This is a genomic window from Ruegeria sp. BG6, assembly GCF_056538465.1.
The window spans coordinates 317171-339022 of the sequence record NZ_JBQFTB010000001.1; the positions used below are offsets into that span (position 1 = coordinate 317171).

Below are 21852 nucleotides of genomic sequence, written 5' to 3' on the forward strand. Positions count from 1 at the left end.
CGGGGCCACCCTTGCAGGCGGCCCCGAGTTGTTTGCAGTTTTAGTTGCTGGTTGGCGTTGACAGTTTATCCATCACCTGATCCAGGCTGAAGCTGGCAGCTTTCTGCCGCGGCGGGAATTCCTGGAACGTGCTCAGGAATTGCCCGACATATTGCTGGGCAGGCACTAGGAAATAGACCCGGTCGATCATCCAGTCGTAATATGTGTTGGACGTGCGATAGCCACGCTCGTACGGATCGCGGCGCAGATTCACGATGATCGGGACGCGCAGCGGGGTGAAGGGTTCCATCCAGGCGCGCAGGGTTGCCCATGCTTTCTGCTCGAGAAAGATCAGCTTCCAGTCATCGAACCGCAAAGCCGAAAGGTCGCCGTCATCGGTGAAATAGAACACCTCCCGGCGCGGACTTTCAGCGGTTTCACCTGTCAACAGCGGAAGAATATTGTAGCCATCCAGATGCACCTTGTAATCGCGACCCATCGCGGGCGAGGAATAGCCGGCCATCAGCTTTTCCTTGATCTCCGGATCACCGGCGACAGCAAGGTATGTCGGCAGCCAGTCCATGTGGTGCACGATCTCATTGGTCACAGAACCCGGCTCGATCTTGCCGGGCCAGCGCACCATTGATGGTACGCGCCATCCGCCTTCCCAGTTGGTGTTCTTTTCGCCCCAGAACGGGGTCGACGCCGCATCAGGCCAGGTGTTGTAATGCGGGCCATTGTCGGTGGAATAGTGGACGATTGTATTGTCGGCGATGCCGAGTTCGTCCAGCAGGTCCAGCAACTGACCGACCTGGATGTCATGTTCGATCATGCCGGCTGTATATTCATCGGCCACGCCGCCCATGATCTCATTTGCCTGATTGCGCATTTCCTCTTTTACATGGGTGCGGAAATGCATGCGGGTGCCGTTCCACCAGACATAGAAGGGTGTTCCATCCTGATTGGCCTTGCGAATGAATTCTATGGCAGCTTCGAGCGTTTCCTCGTCCACCGTTTCCATGCGCTTTTTCGTCAGCGGACCAGTGTCTTCAATCGGACCTCCTGCGGTCGAGCGGATAACACCGCGCGGGCCATAAGCCTCGCGGAAGGTGCGCCCGTCGGGCAAAACCGCGTCTCCGGGATAGTCTTCATGTTCGGGCTCTTCCTCGGCGTTCAGGTGATAGAGATTCCCAAAAAACTTATCAAAACCGTGGTTTGTGGGAAGGTGCTCATCCCGGTCGCCAAGGTGGTTCTTGCCGAACTGGCCGGTGACGTACCCGTGGTCCTTTAGCAAACCCGCAATTGTCGGGTCTTCGACCTGCATCCCTTCTTTAGCGCCAGGCAGGCCAACCTTGGAAAGGCCGGTGCGAAACACCGATTGACCCATGATGTAAGATGACCGGCCTGCGGTGCAGGACTGTTCACCGTAGTAGTCGGTAAAAATCATACCCTCATTGGCAACGCGGTCGATATTGGGTGTCCTGTAACCCATCAAACCCATCGTATAGGCCGAGATATTGGATTGACCGATATCGTCACCCCATATCACAAGGATATTGGGCTTTTCATTCTGTGCCCATGCCGGAATTGCAAGGCACGCGGCAAATGTGGCCGCAGCCAGCCTACGTAATAGTGGGGTTGGTCTGAGTTCTTTTGATGACATCTTACGCTCCTGAAATGGCGGGTCGGAACCCGGTCGTTTCGAAATTGAGGTCTCAGCCGAAAAACTGCTGAAACATCATTTGTAAGGCGCTGATTCTCGGATTGAATTCTTTTTCTGAGAGAGCCTCGGGAAATGATTGAATAGTTGTACCTGCGGGGGCAAAACTATCACATAGGAAGATTAAAATATACTAATTTCAGGTTAAACTTAGCGGTGGGGTGGCCGGACCCAGTCAACTACTTTTTTTGGACCCGTCTTCACCCAATTGTCCGTCCAGTGACATCAGAATGGCAACCGGTCGCAATGCAGGAATGTGGCTGAAAACGATCAAGATGCATACGGTCAGCGGCACACTCAGGAAGGCTCCGATCAGGCCCCAAACAGTTGTCCAGAAGGTCAGCGCCAGTATCACCAGAAACGTGGACATATTAAGCGATCTTCCCAGCAGGGCAGGGTCCAGGAAGTTGCCAATCAGAAACTGGATGGTGCCGCAGCCAAAAACGATGATCAGAAACGGGCCGATTGTTTCATACTGAACCAGTGCAATCATGGCCGGGAAGACAACGGCGATGATAGATCCGATCGAGGGAATGAAATTCAGGGCAAATGTCAAAACAGCCCAGGTTTCAGCGTATTCGAGGCCAAGAAGCCGGAATACCGCGTAACTGATGCCGGCGGTAATCAGGCTGATAAAGGTTTTGACACCGACATAGCGTTGAAGACTGTCGGTAATTGCGTCCAGAATTGCGGCGAACTCGGCCCCGGCCAACGGGTTGCCTGCGGCCAGTTGGATCTTTTTGCGAAAAGCAAGTCGTTCGGCCATCAGAAAGGCGACGTATAGGCTGATGAGAAAGAAGTGATTGAGCAGAGAGGTGGCGCTGCCCAGCAGAATCCGGGCCACATAAGTCATGTCCAGGCTGACCAGATTGTCCCGTATGAATTTCGTGACATCGTTGCCGACCAACCCTGTGACGCGCTCTACCGCGCCGTCGAACTGACTTTCGTATGTGGTGACAGAACGGGCGAACTGCGTGGCTTGGCTGCCCACAATGTACATGATCATGAACAGACCTGCCAAAACCACGGTCACACCGGCAATGTTGGCCAGCCAGACCGGTGCGCGGGTAACGGCTATCACCCGGTCGCTGAGGGCAATGATCAGAACGTTTATCAGCAACGCCATGGTCAGCGGAATCAGGAATGCGGAACCGGCATATAGGCCAACCACGATCAGAGTGATGACAATCACAATGTCTCGCAGAACCGACAGCCTGAGCATGGGGCGGTCACTCGATTCTTGGGCTTTCAGATCCATGGAACGAACAGTTTCCGGTACATTTGTTAAGGGTCACGGTCCGATTCTGCACAGCGCGGCGGGTTTATGCAATGCGCTCAGGCATTTATACGCGTCTATTCGGCAACACAGGCCTGCACGCGGGTTCTTTGCAAGACTTATGCGGGTTAGACTCGCGACATGCACGCGTTCATGATTCCCTCGTTTGATCGTCCGCTTCGTGCCCTGTGGTTGGCAATCCGGCGGTTCGTCGACAAGAATGGTTTTGTGATGAGCAGCCATGTCGCCATGTCCTTGATGATGGCGTTGTTTCCTTTTGTCCTTTTCACCGTCGCGTTGGCTGGTTCATTGTCGCAGGGCTACGTCACTGACGATCTGATCGGCCTGATTTTCGGAGCGTGGCCTGAAGATGTGGCCAAACCGATCGTTGCCGAACTGCGCGCGGTGCTGGACAACGCCGGCTCGGGCGTCATAACGCTGGGCGGTTTGCTCGCCATCTATTTTGCATCAAACGGGGTGGCCGCTGTGCGCGCCGCTATGAACCAAGCCTATCATGACAGTGACAGCTGGCCGTTCTGGAAGACCCGGCTTTTGTGTATCGGCCTCGTCATCCTCGGTGGTGCCTCCGTTCTGATCATCGCAATGGTAGAAGTTGTGCTTCCCTTTTACACAAGGTTGGTGACGGAAAACACGGCCGTTGATGTATCAGGGTGGTTGTCCGTGGATAGGCTGGGCTGGATTTTTACGGTTGCCGTGCCTGCGGGCTTGGTGATCATCGCACATCTGGTGTTGCCAACGCGTCGGCATCGGTTGACCCAGATTCTGCCGGGCGCTTTTTTGACGCTTTCGTTGTGGGCCGCAGGCGGATGGGCTTTCTCCATCTATATCGGCAAATTCGCGACTTACAGCGCGACCTATGCTGGTCTGGCTGGGGCTATGGCGGCCCTGATTTTCCTGTACCTGTGCGCCGCCATGTTGATCCTGGGAGCGGAATTTAACGGTGCATTGATGGATCTTGAAAACGAGTCCCAAGCGAAAGACTAACAAAAGTAGGGCGCGCTGCCGGCGACCCGTTTGCTCGTACATTTGAGGTATTTGGCGTGAAATGCCGCTTTGTTCGGCATGTCAGCGCCTGTATTGCGCCATGTTGATGGCAAATTCCGCTGGCAATCTCAGGGCAGGGTACAAATCCCGGCATTCTTCATGAGGTCAGCCATGCCTGAACAACCAGCGCCCGAACCAAAGCGCACACGCCGCGTCACAATCGATCAGCGGATTGCGGAACTGCAGGCCAGACCGCCCGTTTACATCAATCACGGTGAAGCTCTGCTTATTCAGGGGATGGCCACCGCCTCCTTCCGCGAACAACGCCTAAGCGGAAACCGGATACTGCTGGACGATTAAGTTCAGCCCCTAAATCCAGTTGCGACAACGAATTTTTCTGAACTGTCCGACCGTGATGCAGGTGGTTTGACATTAGCCACCTTCTCGAATTTCTGTTTCAGCAGCTTTTGCAGATCGCCCTCAGCGCCGCCGGCCAGAACCTTGGCGACAAAGGTGCCGCCTTCTTCCAGAACGTCAAACGCGAAATATGCAGCTGTTTCGCACAACGCCATGATCCGCAAATGGTCGGTCTGCTTGTGGCCCGAGGACGCAGCGGCCATGTCTGACATTACCACGTCGGCCTTGCCGCCCAGCCAGTCTTTGACCTTCTGGTCGGCGTCGTCCTCCATGAAGTCCAGCACATGAGCTGTCGCACCGGCGACCGGTTCAACCTCCTGCAAATCGACACCCAGAACAGTACCGATCCGCTTGCCGCTTTTCTCGCCCAGCGCGTTGACCCGTTTGACCGCGACCTGCAGCCAGCCGCCAGGCGCGCAGCCCAGATCCACGACACGGGCACCCGGAACCAGAAAGCGGAATTTCTCGTCCAGCTCCAATATCTTGAATGCGGCACGCCCACGATAACCTTCGGCCTGGGCGCGCTTTACATAAGGGTCGTTCAACTGCCGCTCTAGCCAGCGGGTCGAGCTGAGCTTGCGCCCGCGTGCAGTCTTGACCTTGACCTTCAGGTCGCGCTGTCCGCGACCCGAGGTATTTTTGCCAGTCGGTGTCTTCGCCATCAGAACGGTCCGTCTTCCAATACGCCGTCCGCGCTCATCTGTGCATATAGCAGACCTTCGCGCAGCCCCCGGTCCGCCACGGAAAGACGGTCGGTGGGCCAGCATCGTAACAAAGCCTGCAAAATGGCCGAGCCGGACATGATCAGGGCCTGCCGGTCATCGCCGATGCGCGGATCCCGGCGCCGGCCCTGAGGGCCGAGTTCTAGATACCCACGTATGACTTTGTCAATCTGATCGCTGGTCATGCGCAGACCGTCCACTTTCGTCCGGTCATACCGTTTAAGACCAAGATGCGAGGCCGCAACGGTTGTCACCGTGCCACTGGTGCCGACGATCTGGAAGCCTTCCCGCGCCTGTTCGTCCTTGTAGGGCGCGAAGTCGGCAAGGTTTTCCTCGAAAAACCAACTCATCAGGGCAAAGCGGGCCGAGTCGTCTTCGACGTCGTGAAACTGATCGCGCAAAGTGGCGACGCCCAGCGGAACGCTGATCCAATCCACCACCTTGGCAGCGGGAAAGGGGCTTTCAGCCGCGTGAAAGCCGTTGTGAAGACGCATGATTGCAGCTGGGCGATCCCGGCGCGGCACGGATGAGATATCGATCCACACCAGCTCGGTCGAACCGCCACCGATGTCTACAACAAGCAGCTGCTCGGTCTTGGTCGATACCAACGGAGCGCAGGAGATGACTGCCAGACGGGCTTCTTCCTCGGGCTGTATGATTTCCAGCGTCAAGCCGGTTTCGCGCTTGACCTGGCGGATAAACTCGCGCGAGTTTTTGGCGCGCCGACAGGCCTCGGTCGCGATCAGGCGCATTCGCTTGACGCGGTTCCGTTTGAGTTTCTGCTGACAAATCCTGAGCGCCTGAACGGTACGCGCCATAGACGCCCGGGACAGACGCCCGGTGCGTTCAAGTCCCGCACCCAGTTGCACGGACTTGGAGAAACTGTCTACCACATGAAACCCGCTGCCCTTGGGCTGGGCTATCAGCATGCGGCAGCTATTCGTTCCCAGATCCAGTGCCGCATATAGTGCATCCGGATCGGGTTTTGCCGGCGCGGGGCTTTCGACCGCTTTCGGGAACGCGCCCGCACCTTTGGGACGCTTGGGCGCCATCTTCACGCCCTCCGATTTTCGAGTTAACCTGACCCTAGGCGGCACATCGCCGTCGTGCAAGTGATTTCAAAACTCAATTTAAGGTGAATGTCACGCATCGTTCACACTGAAGTGCAACCTGTCTTGTCAGAACCCTGTTCGGGGTTCTTTACAAGCTTACAGCCAGATACGGAGTCTGCCATGAAAGACGAGCGCACCCTTTCTTTTGACGAGTATGATGAACTAATAAACCCACGCCCTGAGGAATGTGATTTTGACCGCGTCGTCGAACGCGCCCTGTCGCGCCGTGGATTTATGGGAAGTGTTCTGGCGATGGGCAGCTTTGCTGCGGTCGGGGGCTCGATTCTGCCGACAGGCGCGCGGGCCGCTGCCAACCGTTTCTCGTTCGAAGCGATCCCTGTATCCACAGCGGACGATGTCGTTGTGCCCGCCGGTTACAAGGCAGAGGTCATGGTGCGCTGGGGCGATCCGCTTTGGTCGGATGCGCCCGAGTTTGATCACGCCACGCGCGGCACCGGTGCAAGTCAGGAACGCGCCTTCGGCGACAACACCGACGGACAGGATGTATTCTTCCATGATGGACACGTGCTGTTGGTGGTGAACAATGAATACACCAATCGCGATATCATTTGGGGCAACAACCCTGACGCCAAGCCGGCATCTGACGATGACGTGGCCAAAGGCATGATGGCACATGGTGTCACCGTTGTTGAGATTGCCAACACCGACGGCAAGTGGGGCATTGTCAAGGACAGCCCGTATAACCGCCGAGTCACTCCGCAGACCGACATGACCATCACCGGACCCGCCGCTGGTCATGACCTGATGAAAACCGAAGCCGATCCATCGGGCACAGCTTGCAAAGGGACATGGAACAATTGCGGCAACGGGATGACACCGTGGGGCACCTATCTGGCCTGTGAAGAGAACTTCAACGGCTATTTCTCGGCCGAAGATGAAAACCACGAAACCAGTGCCGAGCTTAAGCGTTACGGCGTGTCCGCCAAAGATTGGGGTTACGGTTGGGCAAAAATCGACGACCGGTTCGATGTCGCAAAGAACCCTAACGAACCAAACCGCGCAGGTTATGTCGTCGAAATCGATCCGAGAGATCCCAACTCGACCCCACGTAAGCTGACCGCCCTGGGCCGTTTCAAACACGAAAACGCGGACACCGTGGTCAACAACGATGGTCGCATCGTAGTTTACATGGGTGATGACGAACGTGGCGAGTTTCTGTATCGCTTTGTATCCGACGGCGTCTATGCGGCTGGAGTAGATACCAATGCGCTGCTTGAAAACGGGACGCTTTCAGTCGCTAAGTTCAACGATGACGGTACCGGCGAGTGGCTGGAGTTGACGCCCGAGACCACCGGGCTGGCTTCACAGGCCGAGGTCAGTATTCACACGCGCCTGGGTGCCTCGGCGGTGGGCGCAACCACGATGGACCGCCCGGAATGGGTCGCCTCGAACCCAAATGCGCCCGAGGTCTACTGCTGCCTGACCAACAACAAGAACCGAGGCGTCAAACCGAATGCAGGGGGCGACGACACATCCGCCAATGGCCCGAACCCGCGGGACAAAAACAACTATGGTCAGATCGTTCGCTGGCGTCCGGATGGCGGGGACCACACCGCCGCTGGATTTGGCTGGGATCTGTATGTTCTGGCGGGCAACCCCACGGTGCACAGTGACGCTTATGCCGGATCCGGCAACGTAAACGCCGACAACATGTTCAACTCGCCCGATGGCCTCAAGTTTGACAGCAATGGCCTGCTTTGGATCCAGACTGACGGCAATTACGGCAACGACGGTGACTTTGCAGGCCATGGCAACAACCAGATGCTGGCAGGGGACCCGGTGACAGGTGAGATCCGCCGCTTTCTGGTTGGCCCCAATGAATGCGAGATCACCGGTCTGAGCTGGTCACCGGATCGCCGAACCATGTTTGTCGGCATTCAGCACCCGGGTGAGGATGGAAACAGCCACTGGCCCGAAGGCGGTGACTCGGTGCCGCGTTCGGCGATCATCGCCATCACGCGTGAGGACGGTGGCCTGGTCGGTTAAGCCCCGCGTCTGAGTTGAATCATTCCCCGGACGGCAGGTGTGGTCCGGGGAGTTTCTGTTTATGTGCCGTTTTCATCGAGAACTTGAGAATTTTGAGGTGCCCGCAGAGCACCGAAACGGGTTAGAACCCGCGGTATCCCGTTGTGGGCCGAAAAGGTCGCTTGAAAAGCGTTGTGTGTCGAAAACCGACCGACCCGAGCCCATATTGAAGTTTAGAACCGGTCCATCTGGTAAGGAGGAATCAAAGGCGATGCCTGACGTCACAATCGTTTTTTGGCGCGACATCCCCGCTCAGGTCATCGTTGGCAAAGGCCGGCGTGGCGCCAAGCGGCAGTTGGAGGAGCGGTTCGAGCAAGCCATTGACCGGGCTGCGATGAAGGTAAATGCCAAGGACAGTGATGCCTACCTGGCCGAATGGCGCAAGGCCGACCCGTTCGAGGTCGAGGGTGATCCGGCAGAAATCGCCGAAGCCCAGGCCGTGCGCCTTGAAACGGAATACGATCAGGACCGCATCAAGGCCCTGATCGCCAACGACGGTTGGGCATAGGCCCGGTTTTAATAAAGGGAGGCCTCAATGGCTTTGCTGAATTTCAAGAAACGTGATGTGGCCGAGAAGGCCCCGGTGAATCCGACCGTCGAAGCCTTTCTGCAAGGTTATTCGATCGAGGTGATGCCTCGCACCGCCGAGAAGGTCGAGGATTTCCGCGCGTTGCTGCCCGAAGGCACCCGCGTCTACATCGCCCATATCGAGGGCACACCGATCGAAGACATGGTCCAGACCGCCAAGCGGATTGCGGCCGAGGGGTACCCGGTGATGCCGCACTTCCCGGCGCGCATCATCAAGGATGCCGCGACGCTTGAGAACTGGATTTCGATGTACCAGGGCGAAGCAGGGGTCGATCAGGCGCTGATGCTGGCCGGTGGTGTTGCCAAGCCGCACGGCGATTTTGACAGCTCGATGCAGCTGCTGGAAACTGGCCTGTTCGACAAGGCAGGCTTCAAACGTCTGCACGTTGCCGGCCACCCCGAGGGAAACAAGGACATCGACCCGGACGGTTCGACCAAGAATGTCGACGACGCGCTGCGCTGGAAACAGAAGTTCAGTGAAACCACCGACGCGGAGATGGCACTGGCAACCCAATTCGCCTTTGACGCCAAGCCGATCATCGCATGGGCCGACGGTCTGAAAGCGGCGGGCATTGATCTGCCGATCCACATTGGTATCGCTGGACCAGCCAAGTTGCAGACGCTGATCAAATTCGCGATTGCCTGTGGTGTTGGTCCGTCTCTGAAGGTTCTGCAGAAGCGTGCCATGGATGTCTCCAAGCTTCTGCTGCCCTATGAGCCGACCGATGTTGTGACCGAGCTGGCCAACCACAAGGCCGCCAACCCTGACTTCAACATCACCAACGTACATTTCTTCCCGCTTGGTGGTATCAAGACCAACGCCAACTGGGCAATCGACAACGGCGGCGCTTCGGCACAGCCTGTAAACTCCTAAGGAACGGACATGACCCGTACAGTCGTAGAATCAAAAACAAAAACCGCCGTTCTGGGCTTTGATGAACCGTTTTGTGTGATCGGTGAGCGGATCAACCCGACCGGCCGCAAGAAACTGGCCGCTGAACTGGAAGCGGGGGACTTCTCGACCGTTGAGAAGGACGCCATCGCTCAGGTTGCTGCAGGCGCGACCGTTCTGGATATCAACGCAGGCGTTGTCTACAACTCGAACCCCAACCCGAACGAGACCGAGCCGCCGCTGATGCGCAAGATCGTCGAAATGGTGCAGGGTCTGGTCGAAGTGCCGCTGTGCATCGACTCGTCGGTTCCCGGAGCCTTGGAAGCCGGTCTTGAGGCAGCTCAGGGCCGCCCGCTGCTGAACTCGGTCACTGGCGAAGAAGAGCGTCTGGAACTGGTTCTGCCGCTGGTCAAGAAATACAACGTTCCGGTTGTTGCGATCTCGAATGATGACACCGGCATCTCGGAAGACCCCGATGTCCGTTTCGAAGTGGCCAAGAAGATTGTTGAGCGCGCCGCCGATTTCGGCATCCCTGCGCATGACATCGTCGTCGACCCGCTGGTCATGCCCATCGGCGCGATGGCAACTGCTGGTCAGCAGGTGTTCGCTCTGGTCCGTCGCCTGCGGGAAGAACTGGGCGTGAACACCACTTGCGGTGCGTCCAATATCTCGTTCGGTCTGCCGAACCGGCACGGCATCAACAACGCGTTCCTGCCGATGGCAATGGGCGCTGGCATGACTTCGGCGATCATGAACCCGGTCGCGCTGCCGGTGACGCAGAAGAAGATTGCCGAGAAGAAAGAGCAGGTCACGGCGGCTGGAATCATCCTGCCTGAGGGCATGGATGATGAGGCCTTTGTTCAGATGTTCGGTCTGGGCTCGACCAAGCCACGCGCCGGTAAGGAAATGGAGGCCATTCGTGCTGCCAACCTGCTGACCAACAATGACGCGCATGGCGGAGAGTGGATCCGGTTCAACAAAGACCCGGAAGAAGCCGGTGCAGCCGGTGCTGCAGGTGGCCGTCGCGGCGGTGGCCGTCGTCGCCGCGCCTGAACTGTTTGCGACAATCTTCAAAAGGCCGGGTTATCCACCCGGCCTTTTCTTTTTTTGATATTGATCAATGCTGTTTTTCCGTGCTGCCGCAGAATACCGTGATCGGAACGCGGCGATCAGGTGATTTTATGACCAAGCATATTCCACCAAAACTGTCCGATGCGGATCTGAGCAAGCGGCTGACCAAAAAGGAATATTTCGAGCAGCTTGAGGGGCTTCAGGCGCAGCTTGCAAAGATACAGCAGGCTTTTTTGTTCCACGACCTGAAAGGCGTGATTGTGTTCGAAGGCTGGGACGCCGCAGGGAAGGGCGGAACCATTCGTCGGATCAGTCAGGCGCTGGACCCGCGCAGTTTCAAGGTCTGGCCGATCGGAGCGCCCCGAAACTACTATCTCAACCGGCACTACCTGCTTCGGTTTTGGGAACGTCTGCCGCCTTCGGGCGCAATTTCCGCATTTGATCGCAGCTGGTATGGCAGGGTCCTGGTCGAACGGATCGAGGAGCTTACACCTGAAAAACGCTGGCGCGAAGCATATCAGGAGATCAACGATTTCGAACGCATGTTGGTGGATGACGGGACCCGGATTGTGAAGCTGTTCTTTCACATTTCAGAGGATGAGCAGATGCAACGTTTCACCCAACGGCTGACAAACCCGCTGAAACGCTGGAAATTGACCTACGAGGATTTCCGTAATCGTGAGAAATGGGAGATAACCGAGGTCGCCGTGAATGAAATGTTGGCCAAAACCTCGACGCTGAAAACGCCGTGGCATGTGATCCCCGCGAACAACAAGAAATACGCAAGAATCAATGCTATGAACGTCATTGTTAAGGCGTTTTCAGAAGATGTTGATCTGAACCCGCAACACCTTGACCGGCAAACACTGGACGCGGCGGGCAAGGCATTAGACGTAGATCAATCGCTGATTGAAAGCCTGCGTGCCCGGACCGAGTAACGATCCTGCTTGATCCCGATCCGGCGACGATGCTATGCCAGCCAAAGAGGCGGGTATGGTGAAAAGGTATCACACGAGCTTCCCAAGCTCTTGTTACGGGTTCGATTCCCGTTACCCGCTCCAGGAAAATACTCTAAGCATCTATAAAATAATAATAAAGTTCGCTTTCACTGCGCAAATTTTGAGTTTTGACAAACGCAGATTATGCAGCGTTGTCTTCGATCAGATTCTCTGGTTCTTCAATTTGACCGTGTCTGCGCCGCTGACCTGTGGCCTTCAACCAGCTACCTCTTTTGGCCCGATTGATGGAGTGCCGCAATAAACCTGGTCGTCAAACAGGCACAGTGACATCAATCTTTGGCGCTTTGAACCAGCCTGACGATCCTGTTTTGGAGGTAGTCTCGGAAGCCCTTTGAATTTCTGCACCAGATGTTCAGATCAGGAACATCGGCATGTTTTCAACACTGCCTAACTCAATCTGGCAACGTCGTGACCGTCGATAACAATAGCAAAGTTCCAGAATTTCCCGACCTCTGCCTCAGCTGACCGTGCCGCTGTTTCCTCGTCAGGGATGCGTTCAATTCGAAAACCAAACTGTTCGAGCCCGCAATAATCAACTCGGCTCAGAATAATCGGAACCACATTTCTTTCGATTGCTGCGGCGGCGAGTAATCTTGCAACAGTATATGGAGACTTCGAAGGCTCAACGATCCTGACGCCAATATATGTGTGGTCCTCAACTTCGCGTTCCCAAAGTGCGGTTGACGGAAGTAAGTCCATATCGGGGAACAGAACTTTTCCAAATTGCCGCGTAGCTCGATCTCGAAGGATAACGTCATCCAAATTAGCCGGTTGTTCCGGCGTGAAGGTGTTGACTATCTTGTACCAATTGTTTTCAGCCATTTTTTCAGCTCGTCGCTATGATTTCAGCAGCTGCGGACACACCGGATTCAGGCAGCTCTATTTGTTGCAGTGTTGTACGAAAGTCTTCCGCGCCCCCGTCATCCAGACAAACCTGTACCGTTCGTTCCAGCTTCATGAATTCCGCTTCCGTAATGGTTGCACAAAGATTGCGGTCAGATAGTGCTCTTGCGCGTCGTTCCTGGTCGTCCAAATAAGGCGCAGACTGTGGGATAAGTATTGCGGGAATCTTGTGGTAGAGGATCTCGTGGACCGAATTGTACCCGGCCGCCGATATTACCAAGTCGGCGGATAGACATAGCTTTGTAGCCTCTAAAGTATTAACCACCTTTGTATTTTTCCAACCAAACGCGGCTGCCTGAACCGCGCTACCGGGCCAGGTTACGACCACGTGAAGACAGTCTGCGCGGCACTCAAGCATTCCTGAGATTGCTTGCAGTTGAGCGGACCTGTCAGAGGCAACTCCCCCGCCTAACATGCTGACAATCAACAGTTTAAAGTCGTGATCAAACTTTTCGACCAGACGCGTCCGGAGGTTTTCGGAGTCCTCGGGCGATTGCTCAACCTGCCGAAAAATTGGCCCTATGTTGTGAACTTGTTCACCGTAACTGTAAGCGTCGTTAAGCTCTTCAAAAGCCTCTGACGGCACGATGACCCGGTCGAATATGCCCTCACGACGAAGCATGGTATGCCGGGACCGACCCTTGGGCCAAAGGCCTCGGCGGATCCAGACTGCGGATAATCTGCGTTCCCGGATTACGCGATTGACGGAATCGAACACATAGCCACCGTCAAAAACGAACCGGTCGCCTTCTTGTAATGCGGCGTTCAGACGCCGGTAAGTCAGGATGTCATTCGCGTTGGAACTGTCGTTTACGTCTGACCGGGCGACCAGCGGTATACAGTCGATCCCTTCGCGTCGAACCATAGGAACACAACTTGGGAAGGCCGCAAACACCGGGGACATGTGTTTTGGCAATGCCTTGGCGATCACAGTGCACCGCTGCGCATGTCCTAACCCAACTCCGTTAGTTGGCAAGAACAAGGTTTTCGGCGACGTCCGTTTGGGTGGTCGCGGTTTGGCGCTAAGCCCTGCAGCGGTCTCGAGCCGGGATATATCTACTGTCCGCAGCCACGGAGACTTTCGTGTTTGGTCAGCGATGTGCGGTGTATTCCCGATAATTTTGCCGATCAGGTAGCCATCCAAAGCAAAAAGCGTCTTGGGTCCAAGTAACGCCGGCGCTCCGGACGATATCAAAACCTCGTCTTCGGTGCAGTCAATCACGACGCCACCGGCTGCAATCACTTCAAGCGCAAGCTCGGCCATCCGATCGCCTGCGATGCCATGCCCAAACATCGCAAGGATATCCGTTGAATTTGCGAGGGTTAGAGGCGAAAGATCAGTATAAAGAACTCTGGGGAGATCGTTGAATTTTGACGCCTTTAGGAACTCATTCTGCGCACCGCTCACAACCAGCTTAAAGCCATAGCTGCCCTGATTGCTCATCCGGGACAGACAGGACAAGGTTTCAGAGTCGTCCAACTCCAAGGAACCCAATACGACGGTTATATTCGCCAATTCACCAATTGGCCGGGTGATCGGTCGGGTTTCAGTTACCAGGGGGCTGACAGCTGAAGGTGATATAGAACGCGGCTGAAGGTCCGATAGATCAATGACCGTTGCTTCGCGCCCCAGTGCAAACGCGAGACGGGCTTTTGCACTAATGTAGCTTTGTTGAGTACTGAACCGGCCAGTTGCGATTACCGGAACATCCGTCCCGAGTTGCTTTTGCCGCAATGAGGCCAGCAGCCGGTCATCTACTTCTTCAGCGCCGAGGATAAACACGGCTTCAGCTTCGAGTTCTTCGGTATCGGCGAGAAGTGTCGCAGCCTCGTAGTGTCTTCCGCGCCCTGCATCCTCAGGAAAATAGGTTGCATCGATGCAAACATCGAAACCACGCTTTCTGAGTTTCAGAGCAAATATCAACTGTGCGTCAAAAGACCGAACTGAAAGTGTACCTGCCTCAACAAAAATCATGTCAGCGCCTCTCTGTCCGCGGTCAGAATGGCGCCCAATCGCTCTTTGAATTTTTGACCCGAGTAGCGCTCAAGCAGCGGCTGTGCCTCAGCAACTTTCTCATGATACCGGTCGGGGGACGAAATCAGGTCGGAAATGATCCGGTCCCCATCCTCGGGGCTACAGGGGATTACGGCATTTCCGAATGTCTTTGCGGTTTCCGGATCCGTCAAGACGACCTTGCCGGCTGCGATAGCCTCCGCAATTACGCGCCCGAAACTCTCTCGCCAAGTCGGCGCTGTAAAGTAGACAAAAAAATCTATCATCTCAAAAAAATCTTCCAGACTGATCGCGTCAAATGGAAACAAAGTCCAATGCGGACGAACGATGTCCGTGTCCATCAACGCGTTCGCACCAAGAATGACATTGGCCTTCGCGTGTTTGGGAAAACACAAATCAAGATCGGCGACAGATGGAAACTTTTCGAAGCCAGGTCGCGAATGTCGACCGCGTCGGTCCTCTGGCTTTTCGCATGGTTCGCCTTTGTCACTGAAAAAGATGTTGAACCAGTCATCTTCCAGGACAGTCCAATGGCGGACCTTGCGAAATTTGGACAACCAGCCTGTAACGGTCTCACGGTTATACGACGAAATTGGCGCAAGCGTTTTCCTAAGCGCGAGGGTCGACAAGTCTATCTGATCCAGGCAGCTTGAAACGTCGAAGCCTTCTTCGCCGCCCGGCCGCAAGAAGTTTTCGTGGGTTACAACGACTATTTCCTGCGCATAAATCTCTGCGCTCAAAGAGTTTTGAAACTTCAGGAAAGACGGATTGTGCAAGATAACAAAATCAGCGCATATCCGGGGGGCGTCCCAAACCATTGGAATACGAAGATCGTCCAACACTCGCTGCAGCACCGGCGCGACATGCTGACTGCTGCCAAACATAATGGAGGTCCTCGCATGCACCACCAGATCAGCGAACTCGGCGGCCACGCGCAGTTCGGCAGCGACGGCCATGGAAGTGCCACCTAAAAACCGGGGCTCAATAACATACGCGATCTTCACTTTCTTAGGATATCGAATGTTTGGAAATTGCGTCATGACTTCAGTGCAGGGAAGAAGCGGCAAGCGCTGCGCTGCCAACTCGTGAAACCTCTGCACTGTTTGCGGCATTGCCAGCAAAGCCGTAATCCACCTGTCCCCGTGAAACGGTGTCAAAAAAACTGCGCAACTCAAGTGATAATTCGTCATCACCCAATAGCAAGTCTGGGTTCTTTTGAAGATAATCCCACAAAGCCTGGATGTTATTCTCGGACAAAAACTGATCTATCGTCAGCAAATGCTCCAATGTAATTTCGGCACGCACATGCTGAGACGGTAGTAAGAACAATAGGGCAGTTACTATCGCAACAAGTTTAGAGCTAGGCATCTTAAACCCCGATCTCCGATTGTTAACCTACATCGTTTTGCCTTTTACAGCCAGAAACTGGCCGGTATTCATTGGTTTGTCGCCGTTTTTAGTTTGCTTAAAACCTGCCTTTTTAGCTGATCGACTTGATCCGAAGCAGAAGCGCTGCGACGAACCTTTTTCACTTTGGATTTCGTAGCACTATTGCCGGCCAACCATAATTCCACGACGCCGTTTTGCGTCTTGGACTTAGAGCCCGTGAAATCGCGCAACAAAGCTCCGGCATCTTCTGCAAGCGCTTTTGCCTGAGCGGCATCTTCCCTGTGATAGAACCGGACGTTGGATTGTTTAACCCCAAAGCCAACGCGCGCTGTTCCACTTAACTCATGACCTGCCGCTACGAGGTTATTGACCACTGAGTTCACTGTCCGTGCGCCAAGGCTGTTTGGTATAAACAGCTTAAATTCTGCGCCGCCGCTGCTGGCAATCACTTCCGCTGATTCAGTGTCCTCGCGCGGCTTTGCTGCGCCATCTGTCGTCTCAGACGACGTTAAAGGTGGTTCCAAATTGTCATGCAATCTGGCCATTGATTTTGGCGACACTTCTTCTGTTCTTGGTAGGGGGGCTTTTGAAAGCTGTCTCAGATCAATTCCTGTTCGACCATTTGAATCAGGCGCGTCCGGCGGACTTACCTTGCCTGGAATGATGAGGTTCAATTTCGGTAAATTATCAAGGCCGTTCAGGGCAAAATCCGTATCGCTTGGCGCAGATCGAAACGCTACAGCTTGTTTCAGTGTTGAAGGTTGGTCTTCGGCATAGACCAATGAAACCAGCTCGACTGAAATCTCAGGTGCGCTTGAGCCTGGATCAGTCGCATTTGCGACAACAGCTTTCAAACTGTCGAAGATCGCAGGAACATCAGGCAAAACGATTGACGCTCTGAAATGTAAAAACGCTTGCGCCAATTGATCGTGTGACCAAGCAGAATTCGGGATGGAACTTTGTGGATTCTGTGTGGCGGGAGGCGCGGTTGGCCGCTTTGGCGTCTCAAGGGTCAGCAGATCTGGACGAAGCGAAGGAGCGACCGGCGGTAGCATTGGTTCGAACAGCTTGGGATCAGGCGACATCTCCTTCATGGGGAGTAGAGCAGACGCGACTATGCTTGAGTTCTCTGTCATTGCCAAAATTTTTCCGAAGGAAGTCGCATTCGGCGACGCATCCGGTTGTGTCAACGACCGAACCATCAGACGTGGCGGGAATTCTAGCCCCTTTATTTGCGAACTGGTTGATTGCGTAGAACTCTTTTCCGGCAGTGTGGTGGTCTTGGAAGTGTCCACATCCAAGTTGCTGGAAGCGAATGGTTTTTCTCCATTATTTGATTCCCACCGGGCCAATACAAACATTGTCGAAAACGAAAATACGACACCAATTCCACACCCAATGGCTATTGAAGTAAATCGGCCTCTGTGCGGATGTTGTTGTTTGGGCCAGCGGAAACTGAGCTTTCTGCGAATGTTTTCAGCGGCATCTTCGACCGGCTGGCCTGCACTTGAGGGCGAGCGAACACGACTCCCAAGTTCGACACCCGTTTCGTCGTCTTTGGCGGGAACATCCCCAGCCGGAAACAAACGTTCAAGGCCACTGTTTTTTTCTGATCTCACGCCATGCAAAGACGCGATACTGGGCGTAAGCTGTTGATGTCTTTTTTGACCGGATCCAATTGAGCCTGTTTTCTTTTGCAGGGCTTCAGGAGGCGCGGCAGTTGCTCTTCCAGCACCATTGCTAACTTGCTCACCACCACCGACGTCCGACTCACCTGGGGCATGCTTTTCGGCCTCAGCCGAGGGACGCGCAAGCACCGCCTGTCTTCGCCTACGCGCTTCTTCCAGCCTGTCCCACAAGTGCTGTGGTCCGGAATCATTCACCCTTTTGGTTGAGTGATCCTTTCCCGATTGATCAGGTTTGCGGTCCGGATTTTCCTTGCGGTTCCGACCAAGTTCCGCAAGTTTTTTCTTCCGCTGTTTCCGCGCGTTTTCAATCTTCTGCTGCCATTCTTCTGACTGCAGAAAATCATGAATTTGTGACGCGTCATCACCGCCATCACCAGCAACTTCAGGTAGCGTACTCGTGTCGCTAACCTTTGACATAAGCAACCCCCAAAACGGTCATTGCGCTATGCTCTACATTATTGAAACAAGAGCAAAAAAAAGACTTTGGGCACAGTCTCTAATTATCTAACAATACACGAGAAGAGGTTATAAAAAATGCTGATCAAAGACAAGTGAGCAGCCGGGATGCGTCGCAAACTGCTTTGACGGACGGTTCGGAGCTCGGAGGACAGTTGAAAAATGCCAGCCTTATACTGCTTGCCTGTCTGCGACCATTGGGAACCGTGAACACGGGGCCATCGGTTTTGTTCGCCGCGGCACAATACGCGTCCGGTAGGTCGCCATGCTCACTACGCCGGATCGTTCTCAGGGCTGAGTGGATACCGCGTCAGTGTCCTAGATGTCGTAACTAGGTAGATATTTGTCTGAGCGTTCACAGTAGAAATGTCCCGGTTATCGTGAAACGACAGTTCCGCTGGTATAGCCCGTTTGCGATGTCAGACAGGGCACTAAGTTCACAAGCAACATGCTAGGCGTTGCACCGGGTTTCGATCTTAGGGCCCTCAGGCGGCCCGGCGGGCCTGGAACAGGTTGATGGCAGCAGGGATGCGGATGCCATCATCTGAGGCGAATGTCGCGAAAGCTTCGGCGACTGCGGTCCGGATTGCTTCGATATCTTCGTCTGAGGCACCGAAATGCGAAATGACGCGCGAGGCCGGGCCGACGCGCATACACAGTGCCGCAGTTTCCTCAAGCGTGTCCGGCCCGTGAAGGAACAGGGATACGGTTTCACCGCGAACGTCGCACAGTCCGGCGCGCGACAACATAACTGTCACATGTTCGATATCGTGAAAGGCCAGGGGGCCGGGCGCATAGCGATCTACTTTTGGGGGTTGGCCAAGCTGATTTGTGGCCGCGATATGGGGCAGCTTGAACCAAGGGTTGTCCGACAATGGTCCCCATGCTGCAAACGTCATCTGCCCGCCGGGTTTAAGCGCATTTGCCATATTCGCGAAGGCGGCGACCGGGTCCTCGAAGAACATCACGCCAAAACGGGAAATCACGGCGTCCTGCGTCCCTTCGGAAAACCCAAAAGTCTGAGCGTCCGCGCATTCGACCTCAACCTGCGTCAGCCCCAAATCCAAGGAACGTTCGCGCGTGCGGTGGGCGAAGGGTTGTGAGAAATCGGCAGCCAGAACGCGGCCATTCCGACCGACTTCTTGCGCTGAAGCGATTGTGCTGGCACCGGTTCCGCAACCGATGTCCAACACCCGCATTCCCGGCTTCAGCTCTGCACGTTCCAGCACAAGACCAAGTACTGGCGCAAGTAGATGGTCAAGCTGGTCCTCGTGAATCAACCATTTGGCCCCAAGAACCGATTTTCCCCAATACTCAGCTTGCTCCTCATTTGCTGTAGTCATGACGGCCCCCTGTCAATGGCCGGATTATGACCTCCGGCGGCGGCGGCGGCCAGATTTTTCGTCATCTCCGCCACCTGTGTTGAACGATGGCGATGGCAGGGTGACAACTTGCGCCAGCTCCGGGAACGGATCTGATTTGTGTGGGATCGCGTTGGCGGCGACGAAGTGATCCTGGAATTTCGGCTCGATAGCGGTTTCGATCTTGGTGACTTCGCGCACAACCCGTTCGATTTCGGACCGGGATGAGATGTTGCACAATGCAATGCGCGCGCCGGTCCCGGCGGCGTTACCTGCGCTGGAAACCTTTTCCAGCGGCGCATCCGGGATCATTCCCAATACCATCGCATGTTTGGTCGAGATATGCGCGCCAAAGGCACCGGCCAGCACCACGCGGTCGACCTTGTCGACCTTCATTTCGTCCATCAAAAGGCGTGCACCGGCATAGAGCGCCGATTTCGCCAGTTGGATTGCCCGGATATCGCCTTGGGTTACAGTAATGCGTGGGCCGCCATCGGCACTGGCGTCGTGGATAAGGTACGAATGCGTCCGCCCCTCGGGGATGCAACGCGGCGTGCCGGTCTGTTCGGCCGATCCGATCAGGCCGCCTTCGTCCAACAGTCCTGCAATGCGCATCTCGGCCACGGCCTCAATGATGCCGGAGCCGCAAATGCCGGTGATTCCGGTTGTGGCCACATCAAGATCGAAACCGTCTTCGTCGGACCATTTTTCCGATCCAATGATCCGAAAGCGCGGCTCCTTGGTGGCGGGATCGATTTCAATGCGTTCGATGGCGCCGGGGGCTGCCCGCTGGCCGGAACTGATCTGGGCACCCTCAAAAGCAGGACCTGTCGGCGACGAACAGGCCAGCACTCGGCTGGTGTTGCCCAACAGGATTTCCGCATTGGTGCCGACATCCACGATAAGGACCAGATCTTCCGACTTGCCGGGTTCTTCGGACAAGGCAACCGCAGCGCAATCCGCGCCTACATGGCCTGCGATACAAGGCAGGATATAGACCTGGGCGCGCGGGTTCATGTTGGTCAGATCCATCTCGCGGGCGGGCAGGGACATGCTTTCGGATGTGGCCAGTGCGAACGGAGCCTGGCCCAGTTCGACCGGATCAAGGCCAAGCAGTAGGTGGTGCATGACCGGGTTGCAGACAAACACGGTTTCCACGATCAGGGCCGCGTCGATCCCGGCCTCGTCCGCGATCGAGGTGGTCAGGTCATTGATCGCCTCACGCACGGCTTTCGTCATCTCCCGATCGCCGCCGGGGTTCATCATTGAATAGGAAACGCGGCTCATCAGGTCTTCGCCAAAGCGTATCTGAGGGTTCATCAGGCCCGAGGACGCCTTGACCTCGCCCGTTTCCAGATCGGTCAGGTGCGCAGCGATCGTGGTCGAACCCAAGTCGATGGCAAGGCCGTAAAGGCCGCTTTCGTGCAGACCCGGCCAGATTTCGACGATACGCGCGACGCTATCGTTGTGGCCCTTGTGGACGGCGACCGTGACTTCCCACTTTCCCTTGCGCAGCACAGGCTGAAGCTTGGACAGCAGCGACAGGTTTGCCGTCACGGCGTCGATCTTCCACTGTTCACGCAGGGCCCGCTCCAACCGCTCCAGATCGCCGGTGGGCGAGTGCATGTCCGGTTCCTCGACCACCACGAAATACAGGCGCGTCGCGGGGTCCATTGTGATGGCGCGGGCGGCGGCTGCCTTGCGAACAACCTGACGGTGGACCTGGCTTTCGGGGGGGACATCAATCACGACATCGCCCTGGACCGATGCCTGGCACCCCAGACGGCGACCGGGTTTCAGGCCACGCTTGTCGTCATAGCGCTGCTCGACGGCGTTCCATTCGCTTAGCGCGCCGTCGGACACGGTGACGCCGTGCTTGGGAAACTCACCATAGCTGGGTGTGATCTGGCATTTGGAACAGATGCCACGCCCGCCGCAGACCGAATCGAGGTCCACACCCAACTGGCGGGCCGCTGTCAGGATCGGAGTGCCGACGGGGAAATGCCCGCGTTTGCCCGATGGGGTAAAGACGACAAGTGGGTCGGTGGTCATGGAAGGCCTGCCTTTTTGTATTCGCGCGTATGCCGGGCAAGATATGAGTTTGCGCGCAAAGGGAAAGGGCATTCAGCGGCACGTTTTGCGCAGCTTGCGTCGTTTTTTACCAGACCGCCCGCCAACCGGGGCAAACTATTGG

The 21852-nt window shown here is 55.6% G+C and carries 18 protein-coding genes and 1 tRNA gene; 8 read left to right on the forward strand and 11 right to left on the reverse strand.

The genetic code is table 11. The features are described 5' to 3' along the window. Window positions 1-40: 40 nt before the first annotated feature. Window positions 41-1642, reverse strand: a complete 1602-nt coding sequence (locus tag ACR0JW_RS01600) for an arylsulfatase (RefSeq protein WP_480713520.1) — start codon at window positions 1640-1642, stop codon at window positions 41-43. 232 nt (window positions 1643-1874) lie between these two features. Continuing rightward, complete coding sequence (locus ACR0JW_RS01605; protein ID WP_480713521.1) at window positions 1875-2921, reverse strand: AI-2E family transporter; 1047 nt, start codon at window positions 2919-2921, stop codon at window positions 1875-1877. A 195-nt stretch (window positions 2922-3116) separates the two neighbouring features. On the opposite strand from ACR0JW_RS01605, the gene ACR0JW_RS01610 reads away from it, so the two are divergent. Together ACR0JW_RS01610 and ACR0JW_RS01615 are read left to right on the forward strand one after the other, a co-directional pair. After that, window positions 3117-3980 carry a YihY/virulence factor BrkB family protein gene (locus ACR0JW_RS01610; RefSeq protein ID WP_170677233.1) on the forward strand — a complete coding sequence of 288 codons (864 nt, stop codon included), beginning with the start codon at window positions 3117-3119 and terminating at the stop codon, window positions 3978-3980. Between the two features lie 171 nt (window positions 3981-4151). Further along, entirely contained in the window at window positions 4152-4340 is a 189-nt protein-coding gene (locus ACR0JW_RS01615) for a hypothetical protein (RefSeq protein WP_170614969.1), read from the forward strand. Window positions 4341-4342: 2 nt separating this feature from the next. Here the strand turns inward: ACR0JW_RS01615 and ACR0JW_RS01620 are convergent, their stop codons facing one another. Then, a complete protein-coding gene (locus ACR0JW_RS01620; RefSeq protein WP_170614970.1) occupies window positions 4343-5059 on the reverse strand; it encodes an RlmE family RNA methyltransferase in 717 nt (238 codons plus the stop codon). Beyond that, window positions 5059-6171 carry a Ppx/GppA phosphatase family protein gene (locus ACR0JW_RS01625; protein ID WP_170614971.1) on the reverse strand — a complete coding sequence of 371 codons (1113 nt, stop codon included), beginning with the start codon at window positions 6169-6171 and terminating at the stop codon, window positions 5059-5061. Before ACR0JW_RS01625 ends, ACR0JW_RS01620 begins: the two co-directional genes overlap by 1 nt. A 180-nt stretch (window positions 6172-6351) precedes the next feature. Between ACR0JW_RS01625 and ACR0JW_RS01630 the strand changes: the two genes are divergently transcribed. The 6 genes from ACR0JW_RS01630 (at window position 6352) to ACR0JW_RS01655 (ending at window position 11889) form a co-directional block, all read left to right on the forward strand. Continuing rightward, entirely contained in the window at window positions 6352-8238 is a 1887-nt protein-coding gene (locus tag ACR0JW_RS01630; RefSeq protein ID WP_170677229.1) for a PhoX family protein, read from the forward strand. A 250-nt stretch (window positions 8239-8488) separates the two neighbouring features. Next, complete coding sequence (locus tag ACR0JW_RS01635) at window positions 8489-8785, forward strand: virulence factor (protein WP_321252861.1); 297 nt, start codon at window positions 8489-8491, stop codon at window positions 8783-8785. Window positions 8786-8812: 27 nt separating this feature from the next. Beyond that, on the forward strand, window positions 8813-9739 hold the full coding sequence (locus ACR0JW_RS01640; protein WP_170614974.1) for a methylenetetrahydrofolate reductase: 927 nt from the start codon (window positions 8813-8815) through the stop codon (window positions 9737-9739). A gap of 9 nt (window positions 9740-9748) precedes the next feature. Further along, window positions 9749-10810, forward strand: a complete 1062-nt coding sequence (locus tag ACR0JW_RS01645; protein WP_170677225.1) for a methyltetrahydrofolate cobalamin methyltransferase — start codon at window positions 9749-9751, stop codon at window positions 10808-10810. A 128-nt stretch (window positions 10811-10938) separates the two neighbouring features. Beyond that, window positions 10939-11766 (forward strand): polyphosphate kinase, encoded by an 828-nt coding sequence (locus ACR0JW_RS01650; protein WP_170677223.1) that lies wholly within the window; start codon window positions 10939-10941, stop codon window positions 11764-11766. Window positions 11767-11815: 49 nt separating this feature from the next. Continuing rightward, a tRNA-Gly gene (locus tag ACR0JW_RS01655) sits at window positions 11816-11889 on the forward strand. 345 nt (window positions 11890-12234) lie between these two features. Here the strand turns inward: ACR0JW_RS01655 and ACR0JW_RS01660 are convergent. The 7 genes from ACR0JW_RS01660 to ACR0JW_RS01690 all read right to left on the reverse strand — a co-directional run bounded on the left by ACR0JW_RS01660 (window position 12235) and on the right by ACR0JW_RS01690 (window position 21710). Continuing rightward, window positions 12235-12669: a hypothetical protein gene (locus ACR0JW_RS01660; protein ID WP_170614977.1), complete on the reverse strand. Its 435-nt coding sequence runs from the start codon at window positions 12667-12669 to the stop codon at window positions 12235-12237. Window positions 12670-12673: 4 nt separating this feature from the next. After that, window positions 12674-14725: a glycosyltransferase gene (locus tag ACR0JW_RS01665; protein ID WP_480713522.1), complete on the reverse strand. Its 2052-nt coding sequence runs from the start codon at window positions 14723-14725 to the stop codon at window positions 12674-12676. Continuing rightward, window positions 14722-15846: a glycosyltransferase family protein gene (locus tag ACR0JW_RS01670; RefSeq protein ID WP_170677219.1), complete on the reverse strand. Its 1125-nt coding sequence runs from the start codon at window positions 15844-15846 to the stop codon at window positions 14722-14724. Before ACR0JW_RS01670 ends, ACR0JW_RS01665 begins: the two co-directional genes overlap by 4 nt. Next, on the reverse strand, window positions 15809-16132 hold the full coding sequence (locus ACR0JW_RS01675; protein WP_170677217.1) for a hypothetical protein: 324 nt from the start codon (window positions 16130-16132) through the stop codon (window positions 15809-15811). Before ACR0JW_RS01675 ends, ACR0JW_RS01670 begins: the two co-directional genes overlap by 38 nt. A 68-nt stretch (window positions 16133-16200) precedes the next feature. Next, window positions 16201-18258: a hypothetical protein gene (locus ACR0JW_RS01680; protein WP_480713523.1), complete on the reverse strand. Its 2058-nt coding sequence runs from the start codon at window positions 18256-18258 to the stop codon at window positions 16201-16203. A gap of 524 nt (window positions 18259-18782) precedes the next feature. Continuing rightward, window positions 18783-19640: a methyltransferase domain-containing protein gene (locus ACR0JW_RS01685; protein WP_480713524.1), complete on the reverse strand. Its 858-nt coding sequence runs from the start codon at window positions 19638-19640 to the stop codon at window positions 18783-18785. A gap of 24 nt (window positions 19641-19664) precedes the next feature. Beyond that, entirely contained in the window at window positions 19665-21710 is a 2046-nt protein-coding gene (locus ACR0JW_RS01690; protein WP_170677211.1) for an ASKHA domain-containing protein, read from the reverse strand. Window positions 21711-21852: the final 142 nt, after the last annotated feature.